9 protein-coding genes are annotated in these 12,960 nt (G+C 69.8%); 1 reads left to right on the top strand and 8 read right to left on the bottom strand.

Features of this window, described 5'->3' with window-relative positions; all coding sequences use genetic code 11:
- Window positions 1-33: 33 nt before the first annotated feature.
- The 6 genes from FL344_RS03665 to FL344_RS03640 all read right to left on the bottom strand — a co-directional run bounded on the left by FL344_RS03665 (window position 34) and on the right by FL344_RS03640 (window position 7,556).
- Window positions 34-981: an NAD(P)-dependent oxidoreductase gene (locus FL344_RS03665; RefSeq protein ID WP_255508169.1), complete on the bottom strand. Its 948-nt coding sequence runs from the start codon at window positions 979-981 to the stop codon at window positions 34-36.
- Window positions 978-1,706, bottom strand: coding sequence for a hypothetical protein (locus FL344_RS03660; RefSeq protein WP_141617535.1), 729 nt, complete (start codon window positions 1,704-1,706; stop codon window positions 978-980). The genes FL344_RS03665 and FL344_RS03660 overlap by 4 nt, the downstream gene beginning before the upstream one ends.
- Window positions 1,703-3,667 (bottom strand): serine/threonine-protein kinase, encoded by a 1,965-nt coding sequence (locus tag FL344_RS03655; protein WP_228564763.1) that lies wholly within the window; start codon window positions 3,665-3,667, stop codon window positions 1,703-1,705. Before FL344_RS03655 ends, FL344_RS03660 begins: the two co-directional genes overlap by 4 nt.
- A 47-nt stretch (window positions 3,668-3,714) precedes the next feature.
- Window positions 3,715-3,996, bottom strand: a complete 282-nt coding sequence (locus tag FL344_RS03650; RefSeq protein WP_141589434.1) for a hypothetical protein — start codon at window positions 3,994-3,996, stop codon at window positions 3,715-3,717.
- Between the two features lie 866 nt (window positions 3,997-4,862).
- Window positions 4,863-5,618, bottom strand: coding sequence for a Dickkopf N-terminal cysteine-rich domain-containing protein (locus FL344_RS03645; protein ID WP_141617567.1), 756 nt, complete (start codon window positions 5,616-5,618; stop codon window positions 4,863-4,865).
- A 192-nt stretch (window positions 5,619-5,810) separates the two neighbouring features.
- Window positions 5,811-7,556 (bottom strand): sigma 54-interacting transcriptional regulator, encoded by a 1,746-nt coding sequence (locus FL344_RS03640; protein ID WP_141617533.1) that lies wholly within the window; start codon window positions 7,554-7,556, stop codon window positions 5,811-5,813.
- A 317-nt stretch (window positions 7,557-7,873) separates the two neighbouring features.
- On the opposite strand from FL344_RS03640, the gene FL344_RS03635 reads away from it, so the two are divergent.
- The gene (locus tag FL344_RS03635; protein ID WP_228564757.1) at window positions 7,874-10,690 is read left to right on the top strand and encodes a carboxypeptidase regulatory-like domain-containing protein; all 2,817 of its coding nucleotides are present in this window, start codon (window positions 7,874-7,876) and stop codon (window positions 10,688-10,690) included.
- Between the two features lie 208 nt (window positions 10,691-10,898).
- Here the strand turns inward: FL344_RS03635 and FL344_RS03630 are convergent, their stop codons facing one another.
- Together FL344_RS03630 and FL344_RS03625 are read right to left on the bottom strand one after the other, a co-directional pair.
- Window positions 10,899-12,059 carry an ankyrin repeat domain-containing protein gene (locus tag FL344_RS03630; protein ID WP_141617531.1) on the bottom strand — a complete coding sequence of 387 codons (1,161 nt, stop codon included), beginning with the start codon at window positions 12,057-12,059 and terminating at the stop codon, window positions 10,899-10,901.
- A gap of 57 nt (window positions 12,060-12,116) precedes the next feature.
- A complete protein-coding gene (locus tag FL344_RS03625) occupies window positions 12,117-12,920 on the bottom strand; it encodes a ribosomal protein L7/L12 (protein ID WP_194862978.1) in 804 nt (267 codons plus the stop codon).
- Window positions 12,921-12,960 lie beyond the last annotated feature (40 nt).

Here is a 12,960-nt window from a genome sequence, read left to right as displayed (position 1 = left end):
GCGGTCCTCGTGGCCTGTGCGGAGTCGTGAGCGTCAGTCCTGGAGCAGGGTTCGGAACACGGCCGGCAGCTCCTGGTCCCCCAGCCCCGCGCTGACGGCTCGCTTGTAGTTGTCGAGCAGTTCCTTCGGGAAGCGTGCGCTGATGCGGGCGTCCTGGCTCAGCCGGACGATGTGTTCGATTACGGCGACGTGGGTGTTGAGACTGCACTGGTCGCCTGAGAAGTCATTCTGCTCGACCATGCCCTGCGCGGCGTCGGCGGTGACGGAAATCAGGCCGAGGAAGGAGTTCTTCTGGGCGAAGAATGCCTTCGGGTCCAGGCCTTCCGCCTTGCACATGGCCGCCGCGTGCAGGAACGCCAGGGAGCCGCCGTAATAGGCCTCGAGAATCGCGCAGTCGAGCGTCGCGGCAGCGCCAATCTTCTCGTCGACGTACACGGAGTTCTTGGCAATCGCCTGGAGCGTCTCGACGTGCCGGTCGAAGGTGCCGCGCGACCCCGCGTAATAGACGGTCGCGTACTCGGTGGCGACGAAGCTCGGGTACGCGAGGATCGCGGCATCCAGGTAGTCCACGCCGTGGGCCTGGGCCCACGCCAGCCCCTCGCGCGCGTCCGCGGGTGAGCCGCTGGTGAGCTGCACGAGCGTCGCTCCAGTCAGTGCCTCCGCGACGCCCTTCTCCGAGAGCACCGCGGCGGCGGCGGCGTAGTTGGAGAGGGAGACGACGACGAGCTCGCGTCCCGAGACGGCCTCGACGAGGCTGTCGAAGGCACGGGTTCCACCACCGACGGCGGTGGCCTTGCTGGGAGTCCTGTTCCAGACCGCGACGTCGTGGCCCGCCAAGGCGAAGGCTCGCGCCAGTGCGCTTCCCATGAGACCACAGCCCACCACCGCCATCTTCGCTGAACGAATCGGGTGCATGTGCAAGCTCGTTTGGACTCCAGGTTGTACGGCAACCCCGAAACGTGAAGCCCGCCCATCCCTCAAGGAGCTGGGCGAACTGACGGAGCGGGCGTCAACACCAACCCATCCAGGACACCATACGCATAGGCCACCGCGAAGGCATAGGCTCCCACCAGGTATGTCACGTTGAGCGTCCGCGCCGTCCCCGCGTCGCTTGCGCTATATCGGCCGTCCGGCCCGCGCAGCGAGAGCGCGGTCCCCAGGGAGACTCCCGCCGCTGCGAGTCCCAACCCCTGCGTCACCGCCATCACCGTGCCCATCCCCGAGCGCCCGTGCTTGAAGTGCCCCACGCCCAGGGGCGCCAGATACCAGGCACGGGTCAGCGCCGGCGAGGTGGGTACCTCGTCTTTGCGGATGGGCTCGACGATGGGGGAGGGCGCCGGAAACAGCCGCGGACTCCGCTCGGCGCGCAGCTCCCCGATGCGTGTCTGGTGTTGGGCTCGCGCGCGCTCGACGAATGCAAGGAAGTCCGGTGGATACAGCAGCGGGTCCAGCGCCGAGTCGCCGTGAACGGCCAGCCCTCGCACCACCTCGTCCTCCGCGCGGGCCAGCTCCTCCTGTGCGTGATAGGTGGCCGCGAGCAGCAGGTGCGCTTCTGCTTCCAACGCCGCACCGTCGAGCCGCAGCGGATAGAGCAGCGACTCCAGCTCGGCGCGGGCCTTGGGCAGCTCGCCGGATTGGTAGGCACCGCGCGCGCTGTCGAGCGGGGACGCCGCGAGCACCATCAGCATCAAGGCCGCGCCCATCATGGCGTCACGTCCAGCGCCACTTCGAGACGACGACCGGCGACCACATCCACCTCTCGCACCAAGGGCGGTTCACCCACGCGGCGTGCCGTCACCGTGTGTCGTCCATGTTCGACCATCACCGGACCAGACAGGGGGGCGACGCCCACCTCCCGGCCGTCCACGAAGAGCCGCGCGCCCACGGGAGCGTGGATGCGCACCTCTGCCTTGCGCGGTGACAACACCACGTTGCGCGTCACGGTCTCCCCCGGCGCGAGCGTCACCTCCTGCTCGACCTCGTCGCACAGCGGGTTGACGAAGCGCAGCCGGTAGGTCCCCGCTGGCAACGAGAGCTCACGCACACGAGGTGTGTAGCCGTGGCTCTCGCCGTTCACGAACACCTCCGCCCACGGGCGCGCCGTCACCTTCAACATGGCGGGACGCGCGGGGAGGGTGGTTTCCACGTCTGGCCCTGGCGCCGGCACCAAGGCCCGCGCGGCCCCTGTGGACTCGGCTCCCGCCGAGTGTCCTGTCGGCAGGGGCGATACGGCCCGCTTCGCCGAATCCATTCCCCCCGAACGCCCGGTCGAAACGGAGGGCCGAGCCCGCTTCGTCCCGGCACCGTCCGCCGCGCGCTCTGTCGGCGCGAAGGCCCCGGCCAGATTCGTGGTGTCACTTCCAGCCGGAGGCTCCGGTTCCCGCGAAGCGTCCAACATGCCGGGTTCCGTCCCCGGGGCAGGCTTCTCCTGACCGGGGGGCGTGGGCGAATGAAGGCGTTCACCAGTGGAGGTGCCGTCAACGGATGCCGTTCTGGGGGAGGCCTGCCCTGACGAGGGCTCCGCGCCACGCGGTGTCTTCACGCCTTCGACGCCCTGGCCCGGCCTCATCCACCAGCCCGCGGTCGCGCAGAGCACGAGCCCGGCGCCCACGGCGCCAGCCCTCCACGCGGAACGCCTCGGCCGCTGACGCAACAGCGCCACCACCTCGGCGGATGTCGGCTCCAGCGACAGCGCGGCGTTGAGGACCTTCGCGGCCCGCGCCCCCTCGCCGCGCGCCAGCAGTCCGCGCCCTTCCTCCAGCAACCGCTCGAAGCGAGCCCGGCGCCATCGACTGGTGCGGGCCACCGGGTCTCCCAAGAACTCCCGCGCCACGTCGGCAGGCGGGCCGACCTCTCGTAGGAGCAGCTCCTCCAACGCCAACGCCAGCGCGGCCCCGTCGCGCGGTCTGTCCCGTGCATCCCTCGCCAGACACCGCGCGACCAGCGCTGACAAGGGCTCGGGCGTGCCCGGCACCACCTCCGTCAGCGGTGGCGCATCCTTCGTCATCACCGACGCGGCCAGATGCGCCGCGCCCTTGCCCGCGTGCGGCGTGGTGCCCGAGCACAGCTCGAACAGGATGACACCCACCGCGTACACATCCGAGGCAGGGGAGTACGCACCTGTGTCGATGCGCTCGGGCGCCATGTATGGCAACGAGCCCGTCACCGCCCCGGTACTCGTGAGGCGCTCCTGGTCCTCCAGCGCGGCGAGTCCAAAGTCCGCCAGCTTCAGCGGCCCGCCTTCCGCCACCAGCACGTTGTCGGGCTTCACGTCGCGGTGGACGATGCCGCGTGCGTGCGCCGCCGCCAGCGCCCGGGCGAGCTCCCAGCCCAACACCATCACCGCCTCGGGCGGCACCGGCGAGAGCCTCCCCGCCAGCGCGCGGAGGTCCTCGCCCCGCACCCACTCGCAGACGAGGAACGGGCCATGGGCCTCATCCTCGCCGTAGTCGTGGACCTCCAGGACGTTGGGATGATGGAGCGAGGCGGCCAGCTCGGCCTCCCGCCGGAAGCGCTCCGCGCGGCCGGTGCCGCCTCCCGGGTGCATCCGCTTCAGCGCTACGGGGCGCGACAGCCGCACGTCCGTGGCCAGGAAGACCGTGGCCATTCCCCCACGCCCCAACTCCCGCTCGAGTCGGTAGCGGCCCGCAAGCACTTCACCCGTCATCACCCGGGCATTCTCCGGGAGCGCGCTCCCGCGAGCAACTTGGTAGATTACAGCGACAGCCGACAGGCCTTCGTGTTCCCCACCTGCTCGCAGGCGCCCGTCGCCCCTCCGGGGCAGTCCCGGTCCAGCCGGCACGGCTGCCGGCACCGCAGCGCCGCCCCCGATGGCAGGCACACGCTACAGGGCGCGCAGTCCAGCGAGTTCTCGCATTCCTCCCCCACCGAGACCGGGGTACCCGAGCACTCCTGCACGCACAGCCCGTCCGGAGCACATTGGTAGCCCGCCTCGCAGTGGTTGCTCTCCGGGTTGCACTTCTCCTCGCACCGCATTCGCTCCCTGGGGCAACCGGCGAACTCGGAGCACTCGAATGTGTCCCTGCACGGCTCTCCAATCCGAGCCCCCACGACACAGGTCGAACTGGTGGAGCACCGTCGCCCGTCGCGACACGTGAAGTCCGTCGAGCACGTCAGCGTGCACGTCCCGCCGACACAGGCCGCCGCTGCATCCGCGCATTCGCATGGCCGCGTGCACGCTCCTCCCACCTCCACCGTGCTCGCGCATCCGGCGTCCGGCGTCCCGCATCCCGAGCCCGTACAGCCGGCATCCGGCGCCTCGCATCCCGAGCCCGTACAGCCGGCATCCGGCACCTCGCATCCCGAGCCTGTGCAGCCCCCATCCGTCGACGTCGTCACCGGCACACATGCACTCAGGGGGCCGGACGCGTCGGGCACGTGCCCACATCCGTAGCCTGGCCGAGTACAGGCTTCGCCACAGGTTCGCAGGCACTTCCCCAGCCCCGGCGCGCACACGCTTCCTGCCGGGCAGGGCGCCGCGTCGGAGCACGCCAGCAGGCAATACCCGCCCGGAAAGCCCGTGCCACAGGTGCGCCCCGGCCCGCAGTCCGCATCCTCGCCGCAGGCATCCCCAATCCGCACCGTGTCCACGGGCTCGCAGTCACCTCGCACGCAGACCTGCCCCTGGGGACAGCCGTCGGGTTCGTCACAGCGGATTCGGATGTCGAGCGGACAGCCCGGCGCGACGAGCAGCACCAGCGCGGGCAACAACGAGAGCAGGAGGAGTCGGCGCATCACCAAGGCCCGGGCGACTCTAGGCGGAGGGAGGCTCGGAGAGCACCCCCCAACGACGCCAGAGGCCCCGTGCTCCCCGACGGGGAACACGGGGCCGTCTTCGCCAGCTACATGCAGGTGCCCATGACGCCCGGCGCGCCGAAGCACTGGCCGCTCTTGCAGTGGCTGTTCTCCGCGCACGGGAAGCCGAAGGCACCCGGGCTGCAGAAGCCGAGGACCGCGCCGGAGAAGGGCTTCACGCAGCTCCACGCCGAGGGGCAGTTCGAGTTGTCACTGCAGAGCCCCTGCATGCAGAAGCGGCCCTTGTTGGGCAGGTAGCCGTCGTTGCACACCGCGCCGCCCAGGCCCGTGGGGCACACGCCATCCTCGGGGCAGGGCGCGAAGCTGGCGCAGTACGGCTGCTGCGAGCCCTCGTCCGCTGCATCCAGGCACACCGCATAGGTGTCGCAGCCGTCCTTGAAGTCGCTGGTGTTCGGGTTGCACGAGGGCGGGTTGGCCGGAGGCGCCAGGCTGCACAGGCCCTCGATGCAGACCTGGTTGCTCAGGCACTGGCTGTTGGAGCTGCAGGTCGGCACCTTCTTGTTCTTGCAAAAGGAGACGGCCATGCCCGTGTCCTCGAGGTCGCAGTACTGGTCCGCCGCGCAGTCCCCGTTCGACTGACAGCCGAGGGCACACAGGCCGTTGAAGCAGAACTGCCCGGAGGGACATGCCTTGCTCGCGCTGCACAGCCCCGCGCTCTGCTCGTTGGGGTTGCCGTCGGGCCCCTCGCCGTCATCGTCCTTCGTGCTGCCGCAGCCCATGACCGTCAGCGCCAGGAACAATCCCATCACCACATGCTTCATCGTCGTCTCCGTCAGGTTCATCTGCACCGTGGCGGCTCTCCGCCTGCGTGCGATGGGCAACACCAGAGCAACGTGCGTGCCCAAGCCTCGCGAGACATCGAATCGCCCCGATTCCACGGGGTTGCATGACGCCCCTGGCCCTCCGAGCACCTGTCGCCGGGGGAAACGTGCCAGGACTGGCACGCGGGCAAGCCCTCCAGAGGAGGCGGCCTGTCAGTCCCCTTCGCCGAGGTAGCGAAACAGTGAGCGAAGCCCGATGCCCAGCGCCGCCGCCGCGTCCTTCTTGCTGCCGCCGCAGCGGGCAATGGCCTCCCGCACGTAGCGCTGGACGAACGCCTCCCGCGCCTCCTCCAGGGGAATCATGGGCGCTGCGTCGCCGCCCAGCTCCAGGTCCTCGGGGCGCAACAACTCGTCCGTCGCCAACACCGCCGCGCGGCGCACGCGCGACGCCAGCTCTCGTACGTTGCCAGGGAAGGGGTGCCCCCGCAGTGCCTCCGTGGCCTTCTGCGTGAAGCCTCGCGCCTTGCGCCCCTCTTGCGTCAGCACATGGTGGGCGATGAGCAGCACGTCCTCGCCACGCGCTCTCAGCGGCGGCACGTCCACACGCACCTCTTCCAGCCGGAAGCGCAGGTCCGCGCGGAAGGTGCCTCGCCGCACCGCTTCCTCCAGCGCCACATGGGTCGCGGACACCACGCGCACGTCCACCTTGCGCGGCTGGTGTTCGCCCAGGCGGGTGACCTCGCGCTCCTGTACCACGCGCAGCAAACGCGTCTGGAGCGACAGCGGCATGTCCCCAATCTCATCCAGGAAGAGGGTGCCACCGTCGGCCGCTTCCACCAGTCCCGCCCGCTCCGTGCCCGCGCCGGTGAACGCGCCACGCGCATGGCCGAACAGTTCGCGCTCGATGAGGCTCTCTGGCAGCGCCGCGCAGTTGATGGCCACCAGCCGGCCGCGCCGGCCACTGCGCCGGTGGAGTGCCCGCGCCACCAGCTCCTTGCCCGTCCCTGTCTCGCCTGTGACGAGGACGTTGAGCGGCGTGGGCCCCAGTCGCTCCACCTGCCGGTACAGGGCGCGCATCGAAGGGGATTCGCCGATGAGCCCCTCGAACGTCGCGGCTTCGATGCGGCGGGTGAGGCCCTCCACCTGCGCGCGCAGCTCCGTCAACTCGCGCCGGGTCGACAGGAGCAGCGCCGTCAGCGCGGAGAGCGCCATGGCCTCCTCCAGCGCCACCGCAGAAAAGGCCGGAGCACCCAACCTCCGTCCCAGGTACACCACGGACAGCGGCACCGGCTCCACGCGCAGCGGCACCACCAGCGCGGAGCCCAGCCGCAGTGCTTCCATGCTGGGCGCCCGGGCCAGCGCCGCGTCCGCCTCTACGTCGGCCACCCGCACCGGGGCACCCGAGGTCAGCACCCGGTCCACCAGGCTGTCCACCACCGCCGCGTCAGGTCTAGCGCCCGTGGAACACAGCACGCGCCGAGGTCCCTCCCGAGAGTCCGCGGCGACGAGGAAGCCCACGTCCGCGCCCACCACGCCGGCGAGCCCCCGCATCGCCACCTCCAGCAGCTCCAGGGGAGGGCGCTGCACCAGCAGCCGCGAGGACAGCTCCGCCATCACCGCCACCAGCCGGCCGTCCTGTCGCCGGGGGGCCACCTCCGCCGCATCACCCGCGACGGAGTCCACCGCTTCGATGAGCTCCAGCTCCACCGTGCCCACGCGGAAGCGGTCCCCGGGCTCCAGGGGCGCCAGGTCCACGCGCCGCCCTCGCACTTTGATGTCGCAGCCCTTGCCCGCCGGGGACACGCTCCAGCCTCGCGCGTCGCGGAACAGCAGCGCGTGGCTCGGCTTCACGCCGGGCGCAAGGAGCACGGCGTCACAGGTGGCGTCGGAGCCCACGGAAATGACGGGCTTGTCCAAAGGGAGACGGCGGCCGTCGGGGAGGACCAGAAGCTGGGGCATGGCGGGAGCGGACGACACAGTCGCATATCAGGAATGCGGGGGCGTGCGCAGGCGGGGCCTGGAAGGAGCGTGCCGAAGAAGGGGCCTCGTACCGTTGCCGCTGCCAATCGCCTGTGCTTCATCGTGTCCGAGTTCCACGGCGCCCAGGGCGACCTGAGCGCGCCAGGGTGAAAGGCCGTCGCGGGGCAGGCGCGCCCCCACCACACGCCTTCTGCGGCCACTCCATTCCACGGAATCGTAGAATCCATGTACCGTCAGGAGCTTCGCCGTTCACTGGCAGTCCTTCCCATTCCCGGTTCCTCCGAGTGGCACACCCCATGCGCCTCATTCGTCCTTCCTGGCTCTGGGCCCTCCTGCTGGCCCTCTCCGCCTGTTCCTCGACCTCCACGACCCCCTCCGACGCGGGGACTCAGCCCGATTCGGGGACGCAGAGCGGGCGCATCGAAGGCCAGGCCATCCTGGAGGGTGCCTCGTCCCACGCGGGCATCAGCGTCTCCGTGGAAGGCGCTTCAGTGAGCGCCACCACGGCCACTGACGGCCGCTTCGTCTTGGAGAACGTCGCCTCGGGCACGCACATCGTGGTGGCGAGGATGTCCGGCTACTCGGAGGCCCGACAGTCCGTCACGGTCACCGCGGGAGCAACGGCCTCCGTGAGGCTCGACCTCGCGCGAGGACGGGGCTCAATCCTCGGGAATGTCCAGGTGGAGGGCGTCCTGGATGCCTCGGGCGTCACCGTCACCCTGGTGGAGACGGGCGCCAACACGACCACGGACGCGACGGGGCTCTTCACCTTCTCCGACCTGGCCCAGGGCACCTACACGGTGGCGCTCCAGAAGACGAACTACCTGGCGACGCAGCAGACGGTGGACGTGCGGGGCACGGGCTCAACCCTGGTCAACCTCTCCCTGTCGCGCGAGCGGAGCAGCGTGACCGGCGTCATCCAGCTCGAAGGCTCGAGCAACCACGCCGGCGCCGTCGTCACCCTGGTGGAAGCGTCCCTCACCGCGACCACGAATGCCGAGGGGCAGTTCAACATCCAGAACGTGATGACGGGCACGTACACCCTGCGAGTGCGGCGGGAGAACTATGTGGACGCTCAGCAGACCGTGGAGGTCCGCGCGAACCAGCCGAGCCAGGTCAACCTGACATTGTTGCTCGTTCGCGGGGACGTGGCGGGCACCGTCCAGCTGTCGGACGGAGCCACCCCCTCGGGCGTCACCATCACCGTGACGCAGACGGGCGCCAACACGACGACGAACGCGCAAGGCCAGTTCTCCTTCACCGGGCTTCCGCTGGGCACCTACACCCTGACCGCCCAAAAGGAGGGCTACGCGGTGGTGCAGCAATCCGTCACGGTGCGCACGGGCGCTGCGGCCACGGTCGCCTTCACGCTGGTACGGGCCCAGGGCCGCGTGGTGGGCACGGCCCTGCTCGAGGGCGCGAGCAGCCACGGCGGAATCACCGTCACGCTGGCGGAGACGGGGGCCACCACGACCACGAACGGCCAGGGCAGCTTCACCTTCAACAACGTGGCCGCGGGCACGTACACGGTGGAAGCGCGGTCGAGCGGCTATGCCGTGGCGCGCGAGTCCGTCCAGGTGCAGGAGAACCAGTCGGCCAACATCTCGCTCTCGCTGACGCGCGAGCGGGGCAACGTGGCCGGTGTCATCCAGCTCGAAGGCGGGATCTCGCCGGTGGACATCAACGTCACCCTGGCGGGGACGGCCTTCAGCACGCGCACGAACACCGCGGGCCAGTTCTCCCTCACCGGCATCCCCACGGGCTCCTACACCTTGGAGGCCCAGAAGGACGGCTTCGCCACGGCCCAACGCACCGTGGAGGTTCGCGTCGGCGAGCAGGCCCAGGTCAGCCTGACGCTGTCCCGCGCTCGCGGGCACATCTCGGGCGTGGTCCTGCTGGAGGACGCCAACACCACATCGGGCATTTCGGTGGCGCTGGTGGAGAGCAACACCTCCGTGTTGACGGACGCCCAGGGCCGCTTCTCCTTCGGTGGCCTCATCGTGGGGACGTACACGCTGTCCGCCTATTGGACGGGCTATGAGATTCAAGAGCGGAGCGTGGTGGTGCGGAATCAGGAGACCACGGTGGTCAACATCACGCTGCGGCGCAGGCCCGGCGTGGTGACGGGCACCATCCAGCTCGAAGGCGAAAGCCACCACGAGGGTGTCACCGTGTCGCTCTCCGGCCATGGCGCCACCGCGACGACGGATGCCCAGGGGCGCTTCGTCCTCGAGGGCGTGCCCCAGGGGCGCCACACCCTGGCGGCCAGCAAGGCGAACTACGCGAAGGCGGAGGCCGCGCTGGACGTGCGCGAGGGCGAGCCCCAGCCGGTCAGCCTGTCCCTGTCGCGGCTGGGCGCGCTCGAGGTCTCCGCGCCCAAGCTGGCGGTCCAGGGGGGACACCTGACCTTGACGGGCTCAGGCTTCGGCGCCGAGCGCGGCCCCTTCACCGTCACGGTGGGAGGAGAAGCCGTCACCGACTTCATCTCCTGGTCCGACACGCAGGTGGTGGCGCGGGTGGCGCACCACGTCGCTCCGGGCGAGCACGACATCGTCGTGACGCCGGGTGTGCCCTGGCGGCGACACACCACCACCTCCGTGTGGGTGGTGCCCCAGAAGACCGCCGCCTACGGGGAGCATTGGGGCGTGGGTGTCCTTGCTTCCAATCACGTCTCCGTCTGGGGTGAGCCCTCCCTGGCCGACATCCACCCGATTCCGGCGGGGCTCACCGACGTGGTGAGCGTGGCTACGTCGCGAAGGACCGCCTTCGCCCTTCAGGCGGATGGCACCGTGGTGGCGTGGGGCGGTGACCTTCCCTCGGACCTGAGTGTCCCCGCCGACCTCACGGAGGTCGTGGCCATCGAGGGAGGCGATTCCTTCGTCCTGGCGTTGAAGGCGGATGGCACCGTCGTGGCCTGGGGCGAAAGCGCCATCGCCCCGTCCTCCGACGTGAGGGACGTGGTAGGCATTGCCGTCACGAGCAACGCCAGCCAGGCCTTCCTCGCCGATGGCACCGTGGTGACGTGGGGGCAGGACAACGAAGGACGAGCAATGCCTGCCGAGCCGCTCTACCTGCCGCCGCACGACCTGGTCCTGCGCGTCCCGGCTCGCTAGCCCCGCACACCATGGCGACGACAGACGTCGCCCATGGTGCTGGTAGAAGGACGTTGGCCAAGGCGACGCGCGTCCCGTTGGCGCGCGCGTCGAAGCAGCGTGAATTCCGCAAGGCTGGCGCAGTGAGCAACCTTCGCTGCATGTTGCAGACGGCCCATCCGGCAAATCCCCCTGGCTCCATCGTGGGATAGGGGATGGGTGCGGTCGTTCAGTCGTCCGTCCGTCCCTTGCGCGCCGTCTCCAGCAACTTGCGGATGGCATCGGCGTGCTTGCCATCGGTTGGCGCCCAGTCGGCGGGCATGCGGCCGGCGCGGTCGCGAATGAACGGGTCGGCACCGGCTTCGATCAATGCCTGCACGAGCGTCGGCATCGCGTGCGCCAGCGCTCGCTGTAACGGTCGTTGTCCTTCATCGTCGGGGACGTTGGGATCGGCACCCGCGGCCAAGAGGCTGCGAATGATGGGGCCGTGCACGCGTGCCGACGGTTTGAACAGCGCCATGTGCAGCGCGGTGAGTCCCTTGTCCGTGCGGTGGTTCACCTTGGCTCCGCGTGTGAGCAGGAGGTCCACCGCTCCCAGTTCGCCACTGCGCGCGGCCAGCATCAGCGCCGTCGGGTTGCCCTTGAACTGGGTCCAGTCGGGGTCAAGGCCGGCGTCCAGCATCCGCCCCACCAGTTCGAGGTTGCCGGCAGCGGCCACCGAAGGAAAGTCCTGGGTCGCCCACTGGCTGCGGGCAATGCCACCGGAGAACGTCCATTCGGGTTCAGCAGCGGCACCGCCACGGACGTCCTTGCCCGTGGCCCTGTCGACAACCTGTGCGCGCCGTGCCTCGGCCGCCTGCCGCGCGCGCTTCTTGCTGCCGCGCCAGAAGGAATGCGTGGCCGGGTAGCTCGCCGGATCGCTCAGGTAGTTCGACAGCGCGGCATGACCATTCTCCAACGCCACGATGGAGGGCAACTTGCCGGCATTGTCCGCCTGCTCGCGATCCGCGCCAGCTTCCACCAGGCATCGCGCGATGTCGGCAAAGCCATTCGCGGCGGCCGTCCACAGCGCGCTGGCACCGGTTTCGTCCCCCGCGTTCACATCCGCGCCGGCCTTCACCAGCAAGCTCACAAGAGCGGCAAAGCCATGCGCAGTGGCCGCGACCAGTGGCGGCTGGAAGGCCGCTGCATTCGGGGCGGCCTTCGCGTCCAGCAGCGCGCGCACGGCAGCCTCGTCACCGTGACTGCAGGCATACGCCAACGGCGTGGCCTGATAGCCGTGGAGGTCGACTTCATCTGGGTCGGCCCCTTTTGCCAGCAGGTCCTCCACCGCGAAGACATTGCACTGCTCGATGGCAGCGAACAGGTTTTCGGGCTTGTCGAGCTTCATGAGCGCTATCTGATGGATGCGTGGTGTTGGGCTGGACGCCGACGCCTCGCAGCCTACCTACTCCGCCGACCCTGGCGGAAGCCGGAGGAGCCGTGAGTCGGCCCTCCGCGCCGCGTTACGAAGAGTCTCCAGGCCTGGCCCGAGCGCTGGGAGCGGTGGCAGGTCCAGGAGGGCGAGCGCAGCCTCGAAGCGCTCCAGCTCGCGTAGCAACTCCGCGCGCATCCACCGGTGCTCGGCGTCGTCCAGCGCGCACAGGGCAATGAGGGCCTCGGCGTTGTCGCGGACCTGGGGCGAGCGCTGGGAGAGCGGTACCCACGGCGCGCCGCGACGGTAAGCCTTGTTCCCCATCCACCACGCCCACTGTCGCAGTTCGCGTTCCTCATCGGAGGTTGTCGCGAGTCCCTCGCGGAGCGCATCCAGGAAGAGCGCTTCACTCACGTCCCGTACCTGGGGGGCTTCGTTCCATTCCCTGGGGGGCATGGGCACATCGGGCCGGGTGACGATGCGCGTCGAGCTGACACGAGCGCCCAGCTCCTCGAAGCGGTCGGCGATGTGTCGGGCCTTGCCCGTGTGGTCGTATTCCCCGAGGCGCGCGGGGAGCTGGGCGACGAAGTGCTTCACCTCCTGGAGTCCCATCCCCAGGTCGCTCCGCAGGCGCTGCATGACCTCGATGCGACGCGCCCCCGTGCTCTCCAGGGTGAGGGTGGTGAGCGTCTCATCGCACTGGGAGGTGAGGCGGTCCACGTGCCCCAGCTCGACGGCGCGCGCGACCCAGAAGAACGCATGGCAGCCCAGGCAGCGCGCAATCAAGGGTGGCAGCGGCCGCATGGGGGCTTCGAACCAGCCATCACTCCAGAGCACGGCGCCGAACGTATTTCCGGAGGCCAGGGTCCTGCATCGA

This window comes from Myxococcus sp. AB036A (assembly GCF_006547355.1).
GTDB lineage: Bacteria > Myxococcota > Myxococcia > Myxococcales > Myxococcaceae > Myxococcus > Myxococcus virescens.
This window is presented reverse-complemented; position numbering and strand designations above follow the sequence as displayed.

What these genes read in the sequence shown, in the direction of transcription:
- FL344_RS03635 (WP_228564757.1), top strand. Translation starts at nt 7,874, where the DNA reads ATGCGCCTCATTCGTCCTTCCTGGCTCTGGGCCCTCCTGCTGGCCCTC.
- FL344_RS03660 (WP_141617535.1), bottom strand. Translation starts at nt 1,706, where the DNA reads ATGATGGGCGCGGCCTTGATGCTGATGGTGCTCGCGGCGTCCCCGCTC.
- FL344_RS03650 (WP_141589434.1), bottom strand. Translation starts at nt 3,996, where the DNA reads ATGCGGTGCGAGGAGAAGTGCAACCCGGAGAGCAACCACTGCGAGGCG.
- FL344_RS03655 (WP_228564763.1), bottom strand. Translation starts at nt 3,667, where the DNA reads ATGACGGGTGAAGTGCTTGCGGGCCGCTACCGACTCGAGCGGGAGTTG.
- FL344_RS03645 (WP_141617567.1), bottom strand. Translation starts at nt 5,618, where the DNA reads ATGAACCTGACGGAGACGACGATGAAGCATGTGGTGATGGGATTGTTC.
- FL344_RS03630 (WP_141617531.1), bottom strand. Translation starts at nt 12,059, where the DNA reads ATGAAGCTCGACAAGCCCGAAAACCTGTTCGCTGCCATCGAGCAGTGC.
- FL344_RS03640 (WP_141617533.1), bottom strand. Translation starts at nt 7,556, where the DNA reads ATGCCCCAGCTTCTGGTCCTCCCCGACGGCCGCCGTCTCCCTTTGGAC.